Raw genomic sequence first — 21,110 nt, 5'->3', positions numbered from 1 at the left:
AACTAGGCACTATTGAACACCCTGGAGGTGCGGCCGTGCCGCGGACCTGTCTGGCGCTGCTCATGGTCCTGACCGCCTTATCGATACCGGCCTTGTCGATACCGGCCTTGTCGATACCGGCCGCCGCGCAGGCGACGGCCGCGCCGAACTGCGACACCCCGGCCGTCACCACGTACGGCCCGGCCTCCGTCACCGGTGCGATCGTCGGCGCCACCGTCCACGAAGGCCACGCCTACGTGGTCTCCCGCGGACCGAAGCCGCCGGTCGTGGCCGAGATCGACCTGGCCACCCGCAAGGTGACACGCACCGCGACCCTGCCGGACGGCCCCGCGGCAGGCGAGCCGGAAGGCGGCTGGGCCACCGCCGTCGCCGGCGGCAAGCTGTACATCGGCACCTACCCCGTACCCGACCTCTACAGCTACGACCTGGCCACGGGCCAGGTAGCGCACCTGCACTCCTTCGGCGCGAACGGCGGCTTCGTCTGGAGCATGGCCGCCGCACCGGACGGCACCCTCTACCTCGGCACCTCCTCCGACGGCAGGCTCTGGGAGTACGTCCCCTCGACCGGCGCGATCCGCAGGTACGGTGTGCTGGTCCAGGGCGAGCACTACGTCAGAGCGGTCGCCGCCGACGAGACCACGGCCTACGTCGGCCTGCTGGAGAAGGCCAAGCTGATGGCCGTCGACCGGGTCAGCGGCGCGGTCAGGGAGCTGGCCCAGGGGCCCGCGGCCGTGGGCACGGTCTCGCTCCACGGCGATCGGGTGCTGGCGGCGAGCGGGAGCACGCTGATCGACGTGCGCAAGGACGGCACGGACCGGCGGCAGTTCGAGGCCGGAGTGGGCATCATCGACGCGTTCGAGGTGGCCCCCGACGGCCTGGTCTACCTCACCTCGCGTCCCGACGGCGCCGTCTACAGCTACCGCACCGGGCAGGACGCGGTGACCAAGGTCGCCGACCCGCCCTCGCGGGGCGAGGAGACCCGGGCACTGAAGCTGGCCGGGCAGCAGCTCATCGGCTTCGCCGGCAGCGGCGGTATGTGGTGGCTGGACCTGCCGAGCCGGACCTCCGAGTTCGTCGACCTCATCGAAGCCGGCTTCCCGGCCGGCGCCGAGCGGACCCAGAGCATGCTGCTGGTGCCGAACCGGGCCCTCTACATCGGCGGCCACTTCGCCGTGGAAGTGCGCGACCTGCGGACCGGAAAGCAGCGCAGAGTCCGCGTGGTGGGCGAGCCGAAGGCCATGGTGCGACGGGGTGACAAGATCTACGCTGCGCTGTATCCGAGCGGTCAGATCATCTCCATCGACGTGCACACCGACGAAGTGCGCGGCCTCGGCTACATCGGGCACGACCAGTCACGGCCGTGGGACATCGAGCACGACCCCGTCACCGACACCATCCTGGTGGCCTCCGCGCCGACCGGCGCGAAGCTGAAGGGCGCTCTGACGGTGCTCGACCCCGACACGGGGAAGATGGACGTCTACCCGGACGTCATCCCCGACCAGAGCCTGATGAGCCTGAGCGTCGACTCCAAGCGCGGCGTCGTCTACCTCGGTGGCGACGTGCTCGGCGGAGGCGGCACACCGCCGACCAAGACGACGGCCTCGATCGCCGCCTTCGACCTCAAGCAGCGCAAGGTGGTGTGGCAGATCGACCCGCTGCCGAACCACCGCACCTTCCAGGACCTCAAGGTGCACAACGGGCTGCTGTACGCGGTCTACAAGCGCGTGCTGGGTGCCTGGATCGCCCTGGACCCCGCCACCGGCACCATCAAGCACCAGGGCCTGCTGTCGGGACACGGCGAACTGCAGGTCCACAAGGGCCGGGTGTTCACCTCCACCTACTTCGGCGGTGGCAACGCCTACGAGCTCGGATCGCAGGCCAAGCTGCTGGCGACCGGGCTGGGCGACGAGTGGCACACCAATCCGCAGCTGCAGTTCGAACCCGGCTCGTTCGACGCGTGGACGATCGTCGGCCGGGATCTGGCGAAGGTACGGCTCGACCCGCGCTGCCCGCCCGTGCAGATCCCGTCCCCGTAGAACGGGTCTGGGACGACACCAGGGCAGTGAGCAGCGCTGACCGCGTGATCGACCTGCCCGGCGTACGGCGGCACCACCAAGAGCTTCGTGGTGCCGCCGTACGCCGGCCACGCCCTGGACGCCTGCCTGGAGCGCCTCGGCCCGCTGTTCTGCACCGACTCAAGTGGTACTCCGTAGCAGGCTCGTCAACGACAGGCCGATTGGCTGGTGGCGATCGCGTCGAAGCGGAGCGCGTTGGTGGGATGTCCCCAGCGGCGGCACTCCCAGGCCAGGCGCCGGGCACGGAGCCGTAGCGCGGTCGCGGCTCGGTCGGCGGGATACGGGTGGCTTACCGATCCGAATCCTCTCCCGAGCGGGGCGTCGGCGCGCAGGACGTTCTCGGCGGCTGGGAGATCGCCGGTCATCAGCAGCAGGAGGGCACGGCGTACGTAGCCGAAGTCGTCATCGGGGCAGTGCGCGATGTGCTCCTCGGTCGCCGCACGCGCGTCGTCCAGCCGGCTCTGCATCAGGAGCAGCTCGACTCGCAGGCGGTGCAGCCGCGCCTTCTCGAATGGCCAGCCGCACCGCGGGATCGTATGTTCCACGGTGGTCAGGGCGTCGGCGATCCTGCCTTCCTCGCGCAGGAGCACGGCGTCCGCAAGCGCGATGCCCACCTCGTAGGCCGCCGGAGCGCCGACCGCGCGGGCTTGGGCGAGGAGGTCGCGGGCGTCGTCGTGGCGGCGTTCGTAGAGGGCGGGGTAGATCCGCCTGAGCAGCCGTAGGACCCTTACCTCCGGCTGTGCGTCGCCACCGGCGGGCGGCGGCGGGAGGAGGCCGAGCAGCCGCCGGTCAACGCTCCAGCCGGTCTCGTCGTGCACGGTTGCCGTGATCCGGTCACCCAGCACCTCCCGCAGCGAGCTCTCCAGCCAGTCGTGGTACCACGTGCCGAACGACTCGGCCTCGGGGGCCAGCACCTCACCGACGCACGTCCAGTCGCCCCAGACCTGGCCCGCGGCGGGGCCCTTGACGACGAGGTGAGAGCGGTAGCCGCAGCCATGCTCGGCGACCGGCAGCAGCCCCTCGAACGCGGCTTCCATGACGTCGTCGTAGTCCTCGTCGTCCTGGTCGGGCGGCTCCCACTCCTGCGCGAACGGGAACGGGCGGAACCGCGCCCAATCGCCGTCCGGCCGCACCCCGTGAACCCCGTAGTACGGGCCGGCGCCGCCGTTGCCGAGCCGTGTCAAGAACGTGCGGTAATCGGCCGGGAAGCGCACTCCGATCCGCGCCTCGACGGCCGCCAACGCGGCCTCGTCGAGCGGCGGCTTGAACCGGTAGCGGTGCTCGCGGGCGCCGAAGCAGCAGAGGTCCGTGTCGTACTCGCGGAGCGCGTCGATGCCGCGCCGGATGACGTCAAGATCCACAGCCGCACTCTACTTGGGGGCGGCACCGGCGCATCGGCGATGTGGGCAGCAAGCGCTGCTTCCGGAAGCGGCGCCCGGGTTGGGCGTAGGCGGCGATCCTTGCGTGATCCTCCTCGGTGAGCGGCACCGGCAGACCCGCGTTCTCACGCGCGAAGTTCTCCGCGAGCGTCTCCAGGCCACGGACGGACGCGGTGACGTAGATCGACTTCACACCGGCGCTCACGTCGACGCCGACTGGAGGCCTTCTACCGCGGCTTCGACTCCGCCGTATGGCACACGTGGCGGGAGCCGGACGGCACGTGGAAGCCCGGCTGGGTGTCTCTCGGCGGCACCATGGCCGGCTTCTGAACCCGACCCGGCGCAACTCGCGGGATCGGACACCCACTAAGGACTTTCGGCCCTGGAGGTGCCGACGAGGCCGGTGAATCCTTGAATGTGGGGGTGGTTTACATGAAAGAGAGCCACGAGTTCCGCTGGGGCGGCCTGGCGGGTGTCGGCGCGCTGGTGCTCGCCGTCATCGGACGGCTGGTTATGGGGAACGCTCCGAGGATCACCGAATCCACGACGACGATCGCCGGGTACCTGTCGCAGTATCGCGCCCAGGTTCTGATGGGGGCGTTGCTCTACGCCATCGCGACCGCGCTGTTCCTGTGGTTCGGCGTCGCGCTGGCCACGGCCTTCCGCCGCGCCGACGAGAGCAGCGACGCGCCCGCGCTGGTGCTGGCGGGCTACATCCTCATCTCCGTGATCGGGTTCGTCGGCCTGTCGGTGTTCGCCGGAATGACCTACGCGATGACCGCGCACAGGGCGCTTCTGCCCATCGCCGCCGGGCCGTACACCGCCTTGACGGTGATGGGCACGATCTCGGGGATCGCGGTCGCCGTGCCCTTCGGGGCCTCGGCCGTGGCCATCATGCGCACGCACGTGTTCCCGGCGTGGATGGCCTGGTTCGCCCTGCTCGTCGCGGCGCTGAACGTGCTGGCCGCGTTCGCGGTGGGGATCACGGGAGGCGCGCTCGCCCCCGACGGCCTGCTGGTGGGGTACGTGCCCGGCGTGCTGACGGGCTTGTGGGTGCTGGCCGCGAGCGGGTTGCTCATCCGCGAGCATCTGCCGATCCCGACCGCGGGGGCAAGGCCCGTCATGGGGTGACAGCGCCGCCCGGCCGCAGGCGGCCGGACAGACGCGCAGAGCACGCCGGACCCGATCCGGCGTGCTCTGCGCCTGTGCCCCGCGCATCAGGTCAGCCGACCGGCCGGGGCGCCGCCCGAGTGCCCGGCCGCCCTCAACCTCGTCTACGCCTCCTGCACCGCCGCCGACGCCCCGCGGGGCCTGGCCAACATCAAGGTCACTCCGTAGGGCCCGCACAAGCGGCGACCCGGCCGCCCTGTGACCGGGCGGACCGCCCCGGGCTGACGAACATCCGCGGAAAGATCCGTCCCGGGTCGGCATTCACGCCGGTCCGGGACGGATCTTTCAGTGAATTCTAATAAAGGAGGTAAAGAGCAACGCGAGTGTCGACGCGCTCACACTTGAAGTCCTGGACGATGCCGCCATTGGTGATGGCTTTGAAGCCGGTCCTGAAGCACTGGTCGTTATAGTCGTAGTAACCCGCGAGGTGCCATGAGGGGGTGGCCGTTGCGGAGGTGGAGGCGGAGGCGGAGGCGGTCATGGTGCCGAAGAAAAGCCCGGCGGCCATCAACGCCACCGTGGCCAGACGACGATTTCCCATTCTTTCCTGCCCTTCGTCGAAGAAGAACGCGCCCATGAACGGCGATTTGTGCGGTAATCGCGTCTCAGACACATGATTTCCTTTCGTCAGAATGCGCCGGCGTACTTGGAAACCAGTTGCGGATCACTAGGAAATCCAGCCGAGGGGCTCGTGTCCTCGACCCGCGGTGCGTAGGGCGTGCTCGCCGACCCGTCGGCGATGCGCGCGTTCGCCGATCCGGTACGGCCGGCATTACACGAACTGCTGATGAGGGCAGGTCGGGTGACTGCGGCGCAGGTGAAGGGGCAGCGCCTGTGGGGGTTCCGGCGGAAGACAAAGATCAACAGCTGGAATGTCGGTGAGAAACGGCAGCGCTCGCCCCGCCGGAGCCGGGCGGGGCGAGCGCTGAGGGGGCATGGCCGCGGTAGGCCGGTAACGGGCCGCGCCCCGCAGGACGTTGCGGGAGGACCTCCTTACCGAGGGTTCAGGAGCTCGGTGACCCGGAGGAATCCGTCTCTGCTGTGACCTCGTCCGATGGCGCGGCGCGCCAGGCCTTCGGCCGCACGCATCACACCCGCGTCGATGCCGTGGGCCTCGGAGGTGTGGACGATATGGGCCATGGACGATGCCGCCGAGGTGATCGGGTTGACCTCGCCGGAGAACACACCGTTGTCCACCTCCTCCGCAGCCTGCTCGAAGAGCGGCGGAAGGATCGTGCCGATGCCCTTGGCGAACGGTGCCAGCTCCTGCGCGGTGACCCCCTCGGCCCTGGCCACCGCCAGCGCATGGGCGTAACCCGCCATCGCGGTCCAGAAGATGTCGAGCAAGGCGATGTCGTACGCAGCCGCCCGGCCGATGTCCTCACCGAGGTGGGTGTGGGTGCCGCCCAGGGCGTCCAGCACCGGCCGGTGCCGGAGGTAAAGCTCCTCGGGGCCGCTGTGGAGGAACACCCCGGCCGGTGTTCCGATGGTCGTGGTCGGCGTCATGATCGCACCGTCCAGATACCCGATGCCGTGCTCGGCCGCCCAGGCCGCGGTGTCCCGGGCCCGGTCGGGGGTGTCGGCGGTCAGGTTCACGACGGTGCGCCCCTTGAGCGCGTCGGTGACCGCGCCACGCCGCGCGATGGCGTCCACCGCGTCGTAGTTCACCACGCAGATCACGGTCAACCTGCTTGCGGTGACCGCCTCTTCGGGGGACGGAGCGCTGACCGCGCCCCGCTCGACCAACTCCCGGTCCCTGCCCGGCGTCCGGTTCCAGACAGTGGTCCGCAGACCGGCGTCCAGGAAGGCGCCGGCCAGGGCCCGCCCCATCGGCCCCAGGCCGAGTACGGTGATGGCAGGCTGTTCAGTGTGCGAGGTCATGCCTCAACTCCTCGATACGAATTAGCAAACAGTGATGAACGGGATGAAGATGACGCGCAGCCGTGCCCAGGACCCGAATGTCTGCGGAGTGACCGCCGCGATCGCCGTGATCGACGGCAAGTGGAAGACGGCTCTGCTGTGGGTCCTGGAATCCGGTCCGCAGCGCCCCGGCGAGCTGCGCCGGCGGCTGCCGGGCCTCACCGAGAAGGTGCTGACTCAGACGCTCCGGGAGATGGAGGTCGACGGACTGGTCCACCGGGAGGTACACGATGTGCGGCCGCTGAAGACCGTGTACTCCCTGACCGGGTTCGGCCGCGAACTCTCAGAAGCGTTGGCGCCTCTTTCCGACTGGGGCCACCGCCGTCTGGAGAAGCTGGCCGAGTTCCAACCGGCCTCCTGATACATCGCCAACCTCCCCGTCTCATCTGGATCCGACGGTCTTCCGACCCCCACGACCAAGCTTCAGGCCACCCCGGCCCGCCGACAAGTACCCACAAAAAAGTGGCTACCGTGGGTGACGCGGGGCCGGCGCGCTGGGCGAATACATGGGCCGGGTTGCTGCCGGGTATGGCCGGGGTGAGGTGTGCCGATCTCGCCTTCGGGCCATCGATCCGATCGAGACCCCGAAGTCGGGGAGCAGCGGACGGCGGAGCGAGTATGGGTGCGTCGGCCGACCGGGGAGGAAGGCCGGCGGCTACAACCCGCAGCGGGTGGTGAGGGTCGGCCGCGAGCGGCTGCGGGAGATCCTGCGCCGACGGCCCCGTCCTTTTCGGCGCACCCGGACCTGGAAGGAGCCCGCCGACCCGGACAGGGATGCCACTCTCGCCGCGCGACAAGGTGGACCAGCTCATGAACCACCCGCAGAACGAAGGGCTGAGCCGACGCTGCGTCCTGGGCGGAGCAGCCGGACTGGCCGCTGGAGCCGTAGCCGCCGCGGCGGGGCTGCCGTCCGGCGACGCGTCCGCCGCTTCCACGCGAACCGCGCCCGATCTCGCCCGCTGGCGCATGCAGGCGGCGCGCGTGACGATCACCCGCGATGACTGGGGCATCCCGCATGTGGTGGGCGAGACCGACGCCGATGCGGTGTTCGGGATGATCTATGCCCAGGCCGAGGACGACTTCAACCGGATCGAGACCAACTATCTGGTCAGCCTCGGCCGCCTCGCCGAGGCCGAGGGCGAGAGTGCGATCTGGCAGGACCTGCGCCAGCGGCTGTTCCTCGATCCCGAAGTGCTGAAGAAGGATTGTGCGAAGAGCCCGGCCTGGTTGCGCAAGCTCATGCAGGCCTGGGCGGACGGGCTGAACTGGTATCTCGCGACGCACCGCGAGGTGCATCCGCGCGTGATCAAGCGGTTCGAGCCTTGGATGGTGCTGAGCTTCTCCGAAGGCAGCATCGGCGGCGACATCGAGCGGGTGCCGCTCACCCGGCTCGAGGCCTTCTACGGCAACCGCGCGGTGGCGATGACCGACGAGGAGCGCGAGCTGCTGCTCCACAAGCCCACGGGCTCGAACGGCATGGCGATCGCCCCGGGCCGCACGCGGAACGGCCATGCGCTGCTGCTGATCAACCCGCACACCAGCCTCTTCTTCCGCTCCGAGCAGCAGGTGACAAGCGGCGAAGGGCTCAACGTCTATGGCGCGGCCACCTGGGGGCAGTTCTTCATCTACCAGGGCTTCAACGCGGACGCGGGCTGGATGCACGCGTCGAGCGGTGTCGACAATGTCGACGAGTTCGCCGAGACGATCGTGACCGGGGCGGATGGCAGCCGCTCCTACCGTTACGGCAACGCGCTGCGGCCGGTGAAGACGGAGACGATCACGTTGTCCTATCGCACTGCGGATGGCCGGCGGGGGCAACGCAGCTTCACCACCTTCGCCACGCATCACGGCCCGATCGTGCGCGAGACGGACGGCAGATGGATCGCGTCCGCGCTGATGAACAGGCCCGTCGAGGCGCTGCAGCAGAACTTCCTGCGCACCAAGACGCGGGATTACGCGGACTTCGTCGAGGTGGCGGCCTTCAAGGCCAACAGCTCGAACAACACGCTGTTCGCGGACTCGAAGGGCGAGATCGCCTTCCTGATGCCGCCGTTCATGCCGCTCCGCGACGATCGCTTCGACTATCGCAAGCCCGTCGACGGCAGCGATCCGGCGACCGACTGGCGCGGGCTGCACAGCCTCGAGAGCCTGCCTCAGGCAGTGAATCCGAAGAATGGCTGGGTGTTCAACACGAACAACTGGCCCTGGACCGCGGCCGGCGCGGACAGCCCCAAGGCCGCCGACTATCCGCGCTATTTCGACCAGGCCGGGGAGAACCCGCGCGGGCCGCAAGCGATCCGGTTGCTGAACGCGCGGAGCGACTTCACCCCGCAGACGCTGATCGCAGCCGCCTTCGATCCCTACCTCACCGCCTTCGCCCGGCTCGTGCCGGGGCTGATCGCGGCGTGGGACAGGTTGCCCGGGGGCGACCGGCGAAAGGCGAAGCTCGACGGCCCGATCGGCCTGCTGCGCGGCTGGGACTATCGCTGGGGCGTGGATTCGGCTGCGACCTCGCTGGCCGTGTTCTGGGGCGAGGAGCTCTGGACGTCCTCGGTCCAGCCGGCGAAGGATGCGGGCTTGTCGGTGTGGGATCACATGGCCGGCCACGCCACCGACGCGCGGCGGCTCGCTGCGCTCGAGGCGGCGGCGGAACGGCTGACGCAAGGTTTCGGCAGCTGGCAAGTGCCCTGGGGAGAGATCAACCGCTTTCAGCGCATCGACGGCGCGATCGTCCAGAAGTTCGACGATGCCAAGCCGAGCATCCCGGTGCCTTTCACCTCAGCGCGATGGGGCTCCCTCGCCTCGTTCAGGACGAAGTGCCGGCCGGCAACGGAGCGCTGTTACGGCACCAGAGGCAACAGCTTCGTGGCGGTCGTGGAGTTCGGGCCGAGGGTGCGCGCCTGGGCGGTAACGGCGGGGGGCGCGAGCGGGCATCCCGGCTCGCCGCACTTCAACGACCAGGCCGAACGCTACGCGAGCGGCAACCTCAGGCCCGTCTACTTCTATCCCGACGACCTCCGGGGCCACATCGAGCGGAGCTACAAGCCGGGCAATTGATCCGTCCCCGACGGGAAGCTCCCCGGCGAGGCGCTCCGTGGAATTCGAGACGGTGCCACCGCCCCCGCCGCGGCGGCGAGCATGATCGGCACTGCGCGTGGAGTTCGCCGAGATGATCGACGAGCTGCGCGGCGTCCTCGCCAACTGCCTTTCAAGCAGGCATTGATCTGTCTGTTATCGGGGGCAGCCAGGCTGAGGACATGACCGGGGGCACTCTGAGGATCGTTTTCACCGCCGAGGACCTCGCCCGTGTCCGGATCGCCTCCAGGGCCGATCCGATGTGGGAGATGGTGATGAGCCTGTGCCGCCTGCAGGAACACGGCGGCGGCGCGGCCGTGACCGGTTGGCGGCGGCGGGTCCGCGGCGACCTGGCCACGGCGGGTCTGCTTCCCCAGGTGCGAGAGGTGCTCCTTCCCCTGGTTCCGAAGGGGGCCTACTTTCCCGACTTCCTGACACCGATCGAAGCCCAGACCGGGCTCCGGGCCGGAACCGAGGCCCTGGCCGACACTCCACGAGCGCGCGTGCGCGAGGAGCTGAACGTGCTGCGCGCCCACGCCGGCCTGCCGGCGAGCCTGGAGGATCTGGCTCGCGGCGACCCGCGCTCGATCCGCCGCCTCAGCCGTCTGGTGGACGGCTACTGCCGAACGGCTTTCGCCTCCCACCGGCAGATGATGGAGGCGGCCCTCAGCCATGAGCGCGGCGGCCTGGTGCGACACCTCGCCGACGACGGCGTGGACACCATGCTCGCCCGGCTGGCGCCGGTGCTGCGATGGAGATCCCCCGTCCTGGAGGCCGCCTACCCCGTGGGGAACCGCGAGATCCGCCTGCACGGGCGAGGCCTGACCCTGATCCCCTCCTACTTCTGCCAGATCACCCCCGTCGTCCTGGTCGACCAGCGCCTTCCTCCCGTCCTGGTCTACCCGGCCCCCCGCCGGTCCCATCCCGCCCCCGGTCGCGACGACCCCCTGGCCGGCCTGCTGGGCGCCACCCGCGCCGCCATCCTTCGCACCATCGCCGCCGACCAGGGGTGCAGCACCAGCGAGCTGGCCCGCCGCATCGGCGTGTCGGTGTCCAATGCCAGCAAACACGCCCAGGTGCTGCATCACGCCGGCCTGATCACCAGCACCCGCCACGCCAATCTGGTGCTCCACCAATTGAGCGACCTGGGCGCCGGTCTTCTCCGCCACTACCGGGCACGGTGCCCGGCCGGCTGATTCGCGGGCCGGAGCTCGGGCCCCGGCCCGCGGCCCACGAGCAGCCGGCCGGCCTGCGGCCTTTCTCAGCGCCATCCCGTGCAATGCGTGGAGGAGGAATTCTTCGCCCTGCCGCATGCGCGGAAGACGAGGTTCGGGTCGGCGCTGCTGTAGTGCGCGCGGGTGTAATTATGCCCGCCATTCACGAATGTGAAGGGGCCGCACTGATACCAGCCCTTGCCCTTGTCGTGTGACACGTCGAACCAGAACATGTCTCCGCTCTCGTAGCCGCCGGCCAGGCGTGCCCACCCGGCCTGCCTGCCGCCGATATTGCCGAAGCGGAGTTCCACCTTCTTCGTGCCGACGCCCAGGGAGGTCTGGGTCTCGGTCCAGACACCGGTGGCGTTGGTGGGCCATGGCCAGTCACCACAGGTGGCGGCCGTGGTGACGCCGCTGGGGTCGTCGAGCGGCGGTCCGACGGGGTCGGCGGAGGCAGGACTCGCCAGCGCGGATCCCGCGAGGACGGCGGCGGCGGCCACCGTGATGAACCGCCTGGCTGATGTCATGCTGATCATACGGACGGATCCTTCCGATTCTCCGGTACCGGACTTTCCTGGCTCCGGTCTGGTGGTGTCATTTCACCGGCCTTCGCCCTGGCCCGTCATCCTGTTCCACTCCCATGGAAAACACCCATGTCAGAGCCTGTTACGGCATATCCGGTACGGCTTTTCCCGGCAGGCTCATCGGTGCGGCCGCAGAGGATCGGAGTGTGCGGAATATCGGAACCGGGTCGGGTCGCCAGGGAGCTTGCCGGGAAAGCCGGACCGTCCCGCTCGTCGGCTGTGCGGCCGTTGCGGACGGCCCGCGAGGGTGGGCCCGCGCGGGCAGGAGCGCAGGTGGCCGAACCGCTGCACCAGGTGATCGAATCGGTTGCCTGGGGTGCCCCGGCCATCTAGTCGGGTTGTCCGGGCGGGTGTTTCGCCGTGGGCCGGGCGCGCAGGTGCGCGCGTTCCCCCTGCTTGCCGAACAGGCTGAGGAACTCGACCGGTTCGCCGTCGGCGGCGCCGAACCAGTGCGGTACGCGGGTGTCGAACTCGGCAGCTTCGCCGGGGGAGAGCACCAGATCGTGTTCACCGAGGACGAGCTGGAGCCGTCCGTTGAGGACATACAGCCATTCGTAGCCCTCGTGGGTCTGCGGATCGGGCTCCCTCCGGCGGCTGCCGGCCGGGATCACGAGCTTGTAGGCCTGGATGCCGCCGGTTCTGCGGGTCAGGGGCAGCATGATCATGCCGTGGCGGGTGACCGGGCGCAGGTGGATGCGCGGGTCACCGGTGGGTGGGGCGTCGACGAGTTCGTCGAGCGTGACGCCGTGGGCTCTGGCCAGGGGGAGCAGGAGTTCGAGGGTCGGCCGGCGGGCGCCGGACTCCAGCCGTGACAGGGTGCTCACCGAGATGCCGGTCGTCGCCGACAGATCGGCCAGCGTGGTATCGCGCTGCCGGCGCAGCGTGCGCAGTCGGGGTCCGACCGCGCCGAGTGCTTGGTCGAGGTCGTTGTCCATGCTGCCAGTTTGCCAGATTGGCAAAGGAGTTTGCGGCGATGGCCGAGAGGCCAGCATCCTCGTCGTGGAGGTGGTCATGGTGACCGATCAGCTGATGGACGGCTATGACGTGGTGGTGGTCGGCGGTGGCGCCGCGGGATTGAGCGGGGCGCTGATGCTGGCTCGGGCGCGGCGGTCGGTGGTGGTGATCGACGGGGGCGCTCCGCGCAACGCCCCGGCTGCGGGCGTGCACGGGCTGCTGGCCCGGGACGGGATGCGGCCGGCCGAGTTGCTGGAGCGCGGCCGGGCCGAGGTCCGCCGCTACGGCGGTCACGTGGTGCCCGGCGAGGTCGGCGCCGTGGCTCGCGAGGACGACGGGGAGGACACCGGGTTCGCGGTGGCGCTGGCCGACGGCCGGGCGATCCGCGCGCGCCGGCTGCTGGTGGCCACCGGGCTGGTCGACGAGCTGCCGGACATACCGGGCCTGTGGGCCCGATGGGGCCGGGACGTGGTGCACTGCCCGTACTGCCACGGCTGGGAGGTCCGTGACCAGGCCATCGGCGTGCTGGGCGGCGGGCCGCTGGCAGTGCACCGGGCGTTGCTGTTCCGGCAGTGGAGCGCCGATGTCACGCTGTTGTCCCACACCATGGCTCCACCGACCGGCGAGGAGGCCGAGCAGCTGGCCGCCCGCGGCGTCAGCGTGGTGGACGGTGAGGTGGCGTCCCTGGAGATCGTCGAGGACCGCCTGGTGGGAGTACGGCTGAGCAACGGCACGGTGGTCAGCCGCCAGGTGCTGGCGGTCGCGCCGCGGATGGCGGCGCGCGTGGGCTTCCTGGCGGAGCTCGGGCTGCGGCCGGCCGAACATCCGGGCGGCGTCGGTGAGCACATCCCCTCCGACGCCGCCGGCCGTACCGGCGTGCCGGGGGTGTGGGTCGCGGGCAACGTCACCGATCTGGCCGCCCAGGTCGGTGCCGCGGCGGCGGCGGGCGCTGCCGCGGCGGCCCAGATCAACGCCGACCTGGTCGCCGAGGACACCCGCCAGGCGGTCGCCGCCTGGCGGGTGTCCTCGGCAGAGTCCGAAGCACGTGCCGGTGAACTGGCGATGGGCGAACGCCGCCCCGGCCGGTGAACCACGATCCGTGCACGTGGAAGGAGCCGTTGTGTCCGAAGAATCCGGCAAGGCGTACCGGGAAGAGCGTCACCGCGGCCACAGCGCGGTCTGCGGCAGGCGGCCCGATCCGCAACCGGTGGCGGAGGCCGGGGATCTCGCGCCCGGTACGGCACCGGACGCGGGCTGCGGGGAGGGCGCCGACGCCGTCTGGCTCGCCTCGCGCGGCTGGACCGGCCCCCATGGCCACGAGATCATCCTTCACGATGCCGTCCTTCGAGCCCGCGAGCATCCATGACGGGGCTTGAGCGACCACGGACCGGCCGGCGGCGTCAGCGCGCCGGTCCGGGCGTCGGCGCGTTGCTCATGGTCTCTTCGGTCCGGACCCTCACGCCGTGACCACGGCGGTCGCGAACCCTGCCCTGACCTGCCTGCACGCCGCCTTCCGCAACAGGCCTCAGAGGTCTTCCGGGATGTCGATCATCTTGTTGAGCAGGGGCACGAGCTGCTCCTCCTCGTAATCAAGGTGGGCCTCCAGTTCTCCGGCGAGCCGGTCGAGTTCGGTCCGGGTTCCGGCCGAGTCGCCGGCATCCAGCAGGATCCGGATCTGGGCCAGGACGCGCCCCACCGTCTGATGTTCGCCGCGCAGCCGGGTCAGCACGTCGGCCAGTTCGGGGTGCAGGCCGTCCAGGTGGGGGAAGAGCACATCGTCCTCCCCGGTGTGATGGGCGTGCAGGGCCTCGCAGAAGGTCAGGCAGTGCTCCCGAAGGCTGGGACCCGACCTGGACGTGCGCCGCAGTTCCGCGAGGTCGCGGCGGAAGCCGTCGTGCAGCTTCACCAGTTCGTCTCCCCAGGCGATCAGCCGCTGGCCGGTCACGCCGTCTTCGTGCGTCATGCCAACTCCTCCGCCAGCAGGCCCGGAACGCGGGCCAGAACATTGTGCGCGTAGCCGAAGGTCGCTGAAAGCAGGGCCGCGACCGCTGAGGCCCCGAAGCTCCATCCCGCCCCCGCGCCGGACAGCACGGCTGCGGTCACCGCTCCCGCCAGGCTGCTTCCGACGACTCTGACCAGTGCGTTCACACCTCCGGCTGCCGCCGTTTTGGCCGGTTCGACGTGTTCGACCGCCATCGTGCCGAGTGCCGCGTAGCCGAGGCCGATGCCCACGCCCAGGATGGTCGCCGCCCCGTACAGATCGGACGAGTCCCGGTGCGAGAAGCTCAGCCACAGCGCGGCCGTGGCCACCAGCGAAGATCCGGTGCCGACCAGTGACGACGCCGAGAACCGGCGCATCAGGCGGCCGGCGAGCAGCGAAACCACCAGCATCAGAAGCGCCGTCGGCAGCAAGTACAAGCCGACCTGGAGCACCGAGGCGCCCAACATCCCCTGGGCCACGGACGAGAGCGTGGTGATGGCGCCGAACAGCGCGAACCCGAGCAGCAGCGACGCCACCGTCGCGCCTACCGTCCCACGGTGGAGCAGCATGGGGATCTCGATCAGCGGCGAGGCGGTACGCCGAGCCGTCAGCACCCAGACGGCGCACAGCACGACGGCTCCCGCCAGCAGTCCCAGGGTGAGCGAGGAGGTCCAGCCCCAGGCCGCGCCCTTGCTGATGGCCAGCAGCAGGCAGACCAGCCAGGCGGCCACCAGTGCCGCGCCCGCAAGGTCGGGGCGTCCACCGGGGGCGGGGCGGGCGGATCCGGGGACGAGGAGGGCGACCAAGGCGGCGCTGCCGGCGCCGAGCCCGGCAAGTATCCAGAACAACGCCTGGTAGGTGCCGCCGACCAGGCCCGCCAGGATCATGCCGGCGCCGCTGCCGACCCCCATCATGGCGCTGAGCACGCCGATGGCCGTGGGCAGCCGATCACGTGGCACCGCCTGCCTGGCGATGCCCATGGCCAGTGGCAGCAGGGGGGCGGCCATGCCCTGCAGCACCCGGCCGGCGATGAACAGGGGGAGCGTGGTGGCCATGGCGCTGAGCAGCGCCCCGGCCACCAGCAGCCCGAGTGCGGTCAAGGCCACGAGCCGCCTGCCGTACAGGTCGCCGAGGCGCGACAGCAGGGGGATGGCGACCGCTCCGGAGAGCAGCGAGGCGGTGAGAGTCCAAGAGGCGGAGGTGAGTGGCACGTGGAGCTGCTGTTGCAGCACGGGGAGCAGCGGCACCACCGCGGTCATCTGCAGGGTTGCCACGGCCACGGCGAACGCGAGAACGCCGACGGCCACCCAGGGCGACTTTTTGTACATGTATAGAAAGTAACATGGGAGGATGCCGGCACGCACGGGGCGGCCCCCCAGGATCTCCAGAGCGGACATCGTGTCCGCGGCCCACCGCATCATCGACGAGGAGGGCACACAGGGCCTGACCATGCGCAGGCTGGCCCGCGAGGTGGGCACCACGCCGATGGCCCTGTACCACCACGTGCGCGACAAGGACGAGCTGCTCCAGCTGCTGCTCGACGACTACGCGGCCGGCCTGCCGAGACCCGAGCTGCCCGGCGAATCCGGCGAGCCCGGCGACCCGGGCGAGCGCATCGTGGCCGCCGCCATCGCCATGCGCGGCGCGCTGATCGGCGTCCCGTGGATCGTCGAGGTGCTCAGAGCCGATGACCTGATGTCCGTCCACGCGCTGTGGTACCCAGAAACGATCATCGATGCGGCCGTACGCGCCGGGCTGACCCCGGAGGCGGCCGTGGACCTGTACCGGATCGTCTGGCACTACACGGCAGGCGAGATCACCGCGCGGGCGGCCGCGACACGCCGGCGCAAGGACGGCAGGCCGACCTACCGCGGCCAGGTGTTCGCGAACCTCGACGCGACGCGGCTGCCCCGTCTGGCCGCGCTGGGCGAACACTGGGAGGAGCTGACCACCCGCGACACCTACGGCAAGGGCGTACGGGCGATCGTGGACGGCCTGCTGAAACCCGTACCCCCCGATGCCCGGCCGTGACACGTCCTCTTCCGGGCACCCGGGTAGGCGCGTCCGCGCGGCCCCGGATCGCCTTGAACGAGTGCGTGGGCGACCTGCGATCCGCGCGGGGGAGCCCGCCTGCCGCCCGTCTCGGAATGCGCTTCGAGAGGCCGCGGCCGACAGCGGTTGCGCGGCGACCTTTGCGCCGTCGACGCGCACCGCGTCGGCCGCGGCCTCTCCGGGTTCGCCGAGGAATCTCGCGGCGGTGAGGCGAGCGGCCCCCCGGGCCGCGGGTCCGTGCACGCTGCCCGGGGACCGGCACGCCTTACCCCCATGCGCCCGCGATCTGCCGGGTGGTGGCGTTGAGCCGGTTGAACATGTTGGTGACGCCGACCATCAGGATGATCGCGGCCAGCTGCTTCTCGTCGAAGTAGGTGGCGGCGGTGTCCCAGATCTCGTCGCTCACCGCGTCGGTACGGTCGGCCATCCGGGTGGCGGCCTCGGCCAGCGCGAGCGCCGCCCGCTCCTCCTCGGTGAAGTACGGGGTCTCCCGCCAGGCGACGATCGTGGCCAGCCGCTCCTCGCTCACTCCGGCCTTGCGGGCCGTCTTGACGCCGCCGTCCACGCAGGCGCTGCAGCCGTTGATCTGGCTGACCCGCAGGTGCACCAGCTCCAGGATCTCCCCCGCCACCCCACCGGAGTGCACGGCCTTGAAGATCTCCTGGATGGGCTGCATCGCGCCGGACAGGATGACGGCGGGGTTCTGCATACGAGACTGCATCGGGTTTCTCCTCTTTCAGGTCAGCGCCCCGGTCCCTCGGGGGGCGTGAATCCATGACAGCCGAAGGGGGCTAGCATGACGACGGCGATGGGACACCCTGGGACAGCTGAAACGGCCCTGACCAGTGGCGAGTGCCCTCAGGAAGTTTCCGCCGAGGTGGGACAGGGAGACAGGGGAACGGTGGCTGTGCAGCAGCGGACGGCGAAGGCCGACCCGAAGGACGAGCTGGCCGCCCGCCTGCGCCTGCTCCAGGAGCTGTCGGAGCGCGGAGTCCGGGCCCTCGCACGGGACGCGGGCCTCAGCTCGTCGTCGCTTTCGCGCTACCTCAGCGGCCAGACGGTGCCGCCCTGGCCCGCGGTGGTCGCGCTCTGCCGTCTCCTCAAGCGCGACCCCCGCCCGCTGCGCCCCATGTGGGAACAGGCCGCGAACCCCCTGCCGGCGCCTCCGAAGACCAGCCGCCAGGTCCAGCCCCCGTCGCCACCCGCAGGGGCTCCGCGCCCGCCCCGCAACGATCTGCCGCGCGACGTGCCCGACTTCACCGGACGTGAGGCCCAGCTCGCCGCCGTGCTCGCCGCGGTGGACAGCAGCCGGGTGGTCGCCGTCGACGGCATGGCGGGTGTCGGCAAGACCTGTCTGGCGCTGCACGCCGCGCACCGCCTCGCCGCCGACTATCCCGACGCCCAGCTCTATGTGGACCTGCACGGGTTCACCGACGGGCGGGAACCGCTCGGTCCCGAACCCGCGCTGCGGGCCTTGCTCGCCGCCCTCGACGTGCCATCGGAAAAGATCCCGCAGGAGGGTGGCATCGAGCCGCTGGCGGCCTGCTGGCGGTCGGAACTTGCCGGCCGGCGGGCCGTCGTGGTCCTCGACAACGCCGCCGGCGCCGACCAGGTCCGCCCGCTGCTGCCCGGCGCCGGCCACTCCGTCGCCCTGATCACCAGCCGCAACCGGTTGCTGGGCCTGGACGAGGTGCCCCCGGTGTCGCTGGACGTGCTGACCCCGGAGGAGAGTGCGGAGCTGCTGGCCCGCGCCAGCGGCGATCCCGGCGGCTCCGACGGCCGGCTGGCCCGCGACCCGGAGTCCGCGGCCGAGGTGCTGCGGTTGTGCGGCCACCTGCCGCTGGCCCTGCGGCTGGCCGGGGCCCGGTTGCGCCACCGGCCGGGCTGGACTGTAGGCATCCTCGTCGAGCGTATGGCGGAGGGCGCGGGCGAGTTCGACACCGCGCTCGCGATGTCCGTACGGCAGCTGGACCGGGCCGAGCGCCGGTTGTTCCGGTTGCTGGGCCTGCTTCCCGGCTCGACCTTCGACGAGTACGTGGCGGCGGCACTGGCGGACATACCTCTGCGCAGCGCCCGGGCGATGCTGGAGGACCTGCTCGACGCGCACCTCGTCCAGCAGGCGGCGGCCGGCCGCTACCGGTTGCACGATCTGGTGCACCAGCACGCGCGCCGGTCCGCTGCCGAGCAGGACTCACCGGCGGAGCTGGAGCAGGCGCTGGGCCGGGTGCTCGACTACTACGTGCACGCGGCGGCCACGGCCGACGCCGCGATGTCGTACTTGTCTCCCAGCCGGGCGGTCTCCGCGGGCCGCCCCCCGGCCGAGCTGCCGCGGTTCGCGGGCAAGCACGCGGCCCTCTACTGGTTCGTCACTGAGTACACCAACCTGATGGCCGTCTTCGAGGCGGCGGTCGCGGCCGGAGCCGACGTGCACGTGTGCGAGCTGCCGCGCTTCATGCGGGCGTTCTTCGCGCGGCGCTGTGGCACGACGCATCTCAACGTCCTGTTCGAGCGGTCGCTGGTCGCCGCGCAGCGCCTGGACGATCCGCTGCAGCTGGCCGAGGCGCACAGCGACCTGGGCTTCGCCCGGTACAACGCGGGCCGGATGGCGGAGGCGAGTGCCGCGTACGAGGCGGCGGCACCGCTGCTGTCCCAGGCCGTGGACACCAGGTCCGAGGCCGAACTGACCATGCGCCGCGGCTACCTGAGGTGGGACGAGGGCCATGTCGAGGAGCCACTCGGCCTTTTCCGGCTGGCGGGCAAACTGTACGCGGACGCCGGCTGCCCGATGGGCACGGCCCATGCGATCGCGTACGAGGCCTGGGCGATGCTGCAGCTGGGACACCGTGAGGAGGCGGCGCGGCTGGCCCGCGAGGCGCTGGACATCCCGCACACCGACCCCGCATGGCCCCCCACGCTGACGGCCCGGATCACCCTCGGCGTGGCCATCGCCCCCGAGGAACCCGACGAGGCGATGGAGCACCTGGAGCAGGCGCTGGCGCTGGCCCGCGAGGACGGGCACAAGCACAACGAGGCGTGGTGCCTCAACTGCCTGGGCGTCGCGCTGCGGCAGACAGGCCGGTACGAAGAGGCGCTCGCCAGCCACCGCCAGGCGTTCGCCCTGCTGGACGAGCTGTTCGAGGAACATTGGAAGATCCATTTCCTCAACGGCTACGCCGAGACCTGCCGGCTGGCGGGCCTGCCCGAGGAGGCCCTGCGGCTGCACCGGCAAGCGCTGGAGCTGGCCCCGAGACTCGGGTACCGGTACGCGGAGGCGCTGGCCCACGAGGGAATCGCCGGCGTCCTCGACGAGACGGACCCGCCCGCAGCCGCCGAACACCGCGCGGCCGGGCAGGCCATCGTGCAGGAGCTCAAACCAGGCGCCTGAGGTGACCGGTCTCATGTCCGGCCCGAGTTCGAGGCGCCGCGGTGTCCCGCCGGACCCGCCCACGCAGGGCGGGTCCTCGTAGGCCGGCTGCCCCGGAGTCGTCTGCGCCCAAAGGGCCAGGTCCGGGGCCTGAAGACGATCGAGTCGTTCCACACCCACGGCACCCCTCCCATCGGCCGGCGCTCCGTTTTCGAATGAACGGAGCGGCCGGGCCGCTACTCCGCAGGAGTGATCTTGTTCATCACTCCTGCGCTTCTCCGACGATGGCGCGCAGGGCCGCGACATGCGCGCGATACGCCGCGCGGCCGGACTTGGTGAGCGAGAGCCAGACGCGCTGCCGGGTGTCGCGTACGCCCTTGGTCTGCTGCACGTATCCGGCGTCCATCAGTACGCTGACATGCTTGCTCAGCACCGAGTCGCTGACCCCCAGCCGCTCCCGCACCAGGCCGAACTCGACCTGCTCCGCCGCCTCCAGCAGCGCGCATATCCGCAGCCGGTTCGGCGCGTGGATCGTGGCCTCGAAGCCGTCCTCGGCCTTGTCGGTGACCTTCATACCGAGGTCCGCGCCCGCCGGTTGTGGAAGAGGCCGTATCCGACCGTCCAGCATCCGCCCACCGCGGCGGCGACCAGCCAGACCCCGTCCCAGCTGGCGCTGAGGATTTCACCGGCGACCCAGAGCGCGGCCAGTGGCGTCGCGAGAACCAGCTGCTGGCCGAACGTGAGCTGTCGCGGTGCGATTCCGGACCGGCTGACCTGCTTGTTGTAGACGCGCTCGGTCACCACGTAGCCCGCTATCACCCCTGCCACGGCCAGCAACCCCAGCTCAGGGGCGATGTCGATCTGGAACAGCATGACGCCGGCCACCAGCAGGCCCAGGGCGGGGAAGAACCAGGCCGGGATCGGGGCGTACCCGGAGGCACGGGCCTGCCGGGCCGTCTCCAGCGCGGCGGCGGCCTGGGCCGGGGAGGGGCGCTCGAAGTTCTCTTCTGTTTCCATACTGGAAACAGTCGCTCAGGCTTTCCGTGTTGTCAACACTAGATTTTCCGTCACGGAAACTGTTTGTACGGCGCCCATGACGGTGGCCCCGGTGGGAGCGGTGTGCGCGGATGGGCGGGGCCGTAGGCCGGGCGCTCGGGCAGTGGCACTTCGGACCGGAGCCGCGGCGGTTCGGCAAGCCGTGAAGGCAGGACGGGCAAGGCGGGGACCGCCGGCCGGAGACAGGAATCACTCGGTTCGCTGGGGCGTCCGTCGGCTGAGGCCCGCTTGCCGTATTGTTTTTCAATGGCTACGTTTATCGATACCATCGAAAAACGATACGCCT

General features: G+C 70.6%; 20 protein-coding genes. 10 read left to right on the top strand and 10 right to left on the bottom strand.

Features of this window, described 5'->3' with window-relative positions; genetic code table 11:
* The first annotated feature begins 107 nt into the window (after positions 1–107).
* Positions 108–2,036 (top strand): outer membrane protein assembly factor BamB family protein, encoded by a 1,929-nt coding sequence (locus SROS_RS25860; protein WP_245564264.1) that lies wholly within the window; start codon positions 108–110, stop codon positions 2,034–2,036.
* 185 nt (positions 2,037–2,221) lie between these two features.
* Here the strand turns inward: SROS_RS25860 and SROS_RS46210 are convergent, their stop codons facing one another.
* Complete coding sequence (locus SROS_RS46210) at positions 2,222–3,436, bottom strand: SMI1/KNR4 family protein (protein WP_012891867.1); 1,215 nt, start codon at positions 3,434–3,436, stop codon at positions 2,222–2,224.
* Positions 3,437–3,670: 234 nt separating this feature from the next.
* Here SROS_RS46210 and SROS_RS54735 point away from each other — a divergent pair, with 234 nt between their 5' ends.
* Together SROS_RS54735 and SROS_RS25850 are read left to right on the top strand one after the other, a co-directional pair.
* On the top strand, positions 3,671–3,784 hold the full coding sequence (locus tag SROS_RS54735; protein ID WP_483754802.1) for a hypothetical protein: 114 nt from the start codon (positions 3,671–3,673) through the stop codon (positions 3,782–3,784).
* A gap of 102 nt (positions 3,785–3,886) precedes the next feature.
* Positions 3,887–4,585 (top strand): hypothetical protein, encoded by a 699-nt coding sequence (locus SROS_RS25850; protein WP_012891865.1) that lies wholly within the window; start codon positions 3,887–3,889, stop codon positions 4,583–4,585.
* A gap of 334 nt (positions 4,586–4,919) precedes the next feature.
* On the opposite strand, the gene SROS_RS25845 is transcribed toward SROS_RS25850, so the two are convergent.
* Together SROS_RS25845 and SROS_RS25840 are read right to left on the bottom strand one after the other, a co-directional pair.
* Complete coding sequence (locus tag SROS_RS25845) at positions 4,920–5,237, bottom strand: hypothetical protein (RefSeq protein ID WP_012891864.1); 318 nt, start codon at positions 5,235–5,237, stop codon at positions 4,920–4,922.
* Positions 5,238–5,617: 380 nt separating this feature from the next.
* Positions 5,618–6,505, bottom strand: a complete 888-nt coding sequence (locus tag SROS_RS25840) for an NAD(P)-dependent oxidoreductase (RefSeq protein WP_012891863.1) — start codon at positions 6,503–6,505, stop codon at positions 5,618–5,620.
* Between the two features lie 34 nt (positions 6,506–6,539).
* Between SROS_RS25840 and SROS_RS25835 the strand changes: the two genes are divergently transcribed.
* From SROS_RS25835 to SROS_RS25825, 3 genes are all read left to right on the top strand, one after another.
* Positions 6,540–6,905, top strand: a complete 366-nt coding sequence (locus tag SROS_RS25835) for a winged helix-turn-helix transcriptional regulator (protein ID WP_245564263.1) — start codon at positions 6,540–6,542, stop codon at positions 6,903–6,905.
* 449 nt (positions 6,906–7,354) lie between these two features.
* Complete coding sequence (locus SROS_RS25830; RefSeq protein ID WP_148269205.1) at positions 7,355–9,601, top strand: penicillin acylase family protein; 2,247 nt, start codon at positions 7,355–7,357, stop codon at positions 9,599–9,601.
* Positions 9,602–9,801: 200 nt separating this feature from the next.
* Complete coding sequence (locus tag SROS_RS25825; RefSeq protein WP_012891860.1) at positions 9,802–10,815, top strand: helix-turn-helix domain-containing protein; 1,014 nt, start codon at positions 9,802–9,804, stop codon at positions 10,813–10,815.
* A gap of 65 nt (positions 10,816–10,880) precedes the next feature.
* Here SROS_RS25825 and SROS_RS25820 read toward each other — a convergent pair whose 3' ends face one another.
* The gene (locus SROS_RS25820) at positions 10,881–11,369 is read right to left on the bottom strand and encodes a hypothetical protein (protein WP_012891859.1); all 489 of its coding nucleotides are present in this window, start codon (positions 11,367–11,369) and stop codon (positions 10,881–10,883) included.
* Between the two features lie 377 nt (positions 11,370–11,746).
* Complete coding sequence (locus SROS_RS25815) at positions 11,747–12,352, bottom strand: helix-turn-helix domain-containing protein (protein WP_012891858.1); 606 nt, start codon at positions 12,350–12,352, stop codon at positions 11,747–11,749.
* Positions 12,353–12,428: 76 nt separating this feature from the next.
* Between SROS_RS25815 and SROS_RS25810 the strand changes: the two genes are divergently transcribed.
* Together SROS_RS25810 and SROS_RS53215 are read left to right on the top strand one after the other, a co-directional pair.
* On the top strand, positions 12,429–13,460 hold the full coding sequence (locus SROS_RS25810; protein ID WP_012891857.1) for an NAD(P)/FAD-dependent oxidoreductase: 1,032 nt from the start codon (positions 12,429–12,431) through the stop codon (positions 13,458–13,460).
* A gap of 31 nt (positions 13,461–13,491) precedes the next feature.
* Positions 13,492–13,737: a hypothetical protein gene (locus SROS_RS53215; protein WP_012891856.1), complete on the top strand. Its 246-nt coding sequence runs from the start codon at positions 13,492–13,494 to the stop codon at positions 13,735–13,737.
* A gap of 159 nt (positions 13,738–13,896) precedes the next feature.
* Here the strand turns inward: SROS_RS53215 and SROS_RS25800 are convergent, their stop codons facing one another.
* Together SROS_RS25800 and SROS_RS25795 are read right to left on the bottom strand one after the other, a co-directional pair.
* Complete coding sequence (locus tag SROS_RS25800) at positions 13,897–14,334, bottom strand: hemerythrin domain-containing protein (RefSeq protein ID WP_012891855.1); 438 nt, start codon at positions 14,332–14,334, stop codon at positions 13,897–13,899.
* Positions 14,331–15,680 carry an MFS transporter gene (locus SROS_RS25795; RefSeq protein ID WP_012891854.1) on the bottom strand — a complete coding sequence of 450 codons (1,350 nt, stop codon included), beginning with the start codon at positions 15,678–15,680 and terminating at the stop codon, positions 14,331–14,333. The genes SROS_RS25800 and SROS_RS25795 overlap by 4 nt, the downstream gene beginning before the upstream one ends.
* A gap of 22 nt (positions 15,681–15,702) precedes the next feature.
* Here SROS_RS25795 and SROS_RS25790 point away from each other — a divergent pair, with 22 nt between their 5' ends.
* The gene (locus SROS_RS25790; protein ID WP_012891853.1) at positions 15,703–16,383 is read left to right on the top strand and encodes a TetR/AcrR family transcriptional regulator; all 681 of its coding nucleotides are present in this window, start codon (positions 15,703–15,705) and stop codon (positions 16,381–16,383) included.
* Positions 16,384–16,669: 286 nt separating this feature from the next.
* Here the strand turns inward: SROS_RS25790 and SROS_RS25785 are convergent, their stop codons facing one another.
* Positions 16,670–17,125: a carboxymuconolactone decarboxylase family protein gene (locus SROS_RS25785; protein WP_012891852.1), complete on the bottom strand. Its 456-nt coding sequence runs from the start codon at positions 17,123–17,125 to the stop codon at positions 16,670–16,672.
* Between the two features lie 180 nt (positions 17,126–17,305).
* On the opposite strand from SROS_RS25785, the gene SROS_RS25780 reads away from it, so the two are divergent.
* Positions 17,306–19,789: a tetratricopeptide repeat protein gene (locus SROS_RS25780; RefSeq protein ID WP_245564262.1), complete on the top strand. Its 2,484-nt coding sequence runs from the start codon at positions 17,306–17,308 to the stop codon at positions 19,787–19,789.
* A 241-nt stretch (positions 19,790–20,030) separates the two neighbouring features.
* Here SROS_RS25780 and SROS_RS25775 read toward each other — a convergent pair whose 3' ends face one another.
* Both SROS_RS25775 and SROS_RS25770 read right to left on the bottom strand, forming a co-directional pair.
* Positions 20,031–20,342, bottom strand: a complete 312-nt coding sequence (locus SROS_RS25775; protein ID WP_012891850.1) for a transcriptional regulator — start codon at positions 20,340–20,342, stop codon at positions 20,031–20,033.
* Positions 20,339–20,785, bottom strand: coding sequence for a hypothetical protein (locus SROS_RS25770; RefSeq protein ID WP_012891849.1), 447 nt, complete (start codon positions 20,783–20,785; stop codon positions 20,339–20,341). The genes SROS_RS25775 and SROS_RS25770 overlap by 4 nt, the downstream gene beginning before the upstream one ends.
* Positions 20,786–21,110 lie beyond the last annotated feature (325 nt).

This window comes from Streptosporangium roseum DSM 43021 (genome assembly GCF_000024865.1).
Taxonomy (GTDB): domain Bacteria; phylum Actinomycetota; class Actinomycetes; order Streptosporangiales; family Streptosporangiaceae; genus Streptosporangium; species Streptosporangium roseum.
This window is presented reverse-complemented; position numbering and strand designations above follow the sequence as displayed.

Excerpts from the sequence above, each read along its gene's own strand:
- SROS_RS25850 (WP_012891865.1), top strand. The coding sequence starts at position 3,887 with ATGAAAGAGAGCCACGAGTTCCGCTGGGGCGGCCTGGCGGGTGTCGGC.
- SROS_RS25840 (WP_012891863.1), bottom strand. The coding sequence starts at position 6,505 with ATGACCTCGCACACTGAACAGCCTGCCATCACCGTACTCGGCCTGGGG.
- SROS_RS25835 (WP_245564263.1), top strand. The coding sequence starts at position 6,540 with ATGAACGGGATGAAGATGACGCGCAGCCGTGCCCAGGACCCGAATGTC.
- SROS_RS25830 (WP_148269205.1), top strand. The coding sequence starts at position 7,355 with ATGAACCACCCGCAGAACGAAGGGCTGAGCCGACGCTGCGTCCTGGGC.
- SROS_RS25825 (WP_012891860.1), top strand. The coding sequence starts at position 9,802 with ATGACCGGGGGCACTCTGAGGATCGTTTTCACCGCCGAGGACCTCGCC.
- SROS_RS25820 (WP_012891859.1), bottom strand. The coding sequence starts at position 11,369 with ATGATCAGCATGACATCAGCCAGGCGGTTCATCACGGTGGCCGCCGCC.
- SROS_RS25815 (WP_012891858.1), bottom strand. The coding sequence starts at position 12,352 with ATGGACAACGACCTCGACCAAGCACTCGGCGCGGTCGGACCCCGACTG.
- SROS_RS25810 (WP_012891857.1), top strand. The coding sequence starts at position 12,429 with ATGGTGACCGATCAGCTGATGGACGGCTATGACGTGGTGGTGGTCGGC.
- SROS_RS25800 (WP_012891855.1), bottom strand. The coding sequence starts at position 14,334 with ATGACGCACGAAGACGGCGTGACCGGCCAGCGGCTGATCGCCTGGGGA.
- SROS_RS25795 (WP_012891854.1), bottom strand. The coding sequence starts at position 15,680 with ATGTACAAAAAGTCGCCCTGGGTGGCCGTCGGCGTTCTCGCGTTCGCC.
- SROS_RS25790 (WP_012891853.1), top strand. The coding sequence starts at position 15,703 with ATGCCGGCACGCACGGGGCGGCCCCCCAGGATCTCCAGAGCGGACATC.
- SROS_RS25785 (WP_012891852.1), bottom strand. The coding sequence starts at position 17,125 with ATGCAGTCTCGTATGCAGAACCCCGCCGTCATCCTGTCCGGCGCGATG.
- SROS_RS25775 (WP_012891850.1), bottom strand. The coding sequence starts at position 20,342 with ATGAAGGTCACCGACAAGGCCGAGGACGGCTTCGAGGCCACGATCCAC.
- SROS_RS25770 (WP_012891849.1), bottom strand. The coding sequence starts at position 20,785 with ATGGAAACAGAAGAGAACTTCGAGCGCCCCTCCCCGGCCCAGGCCGCC.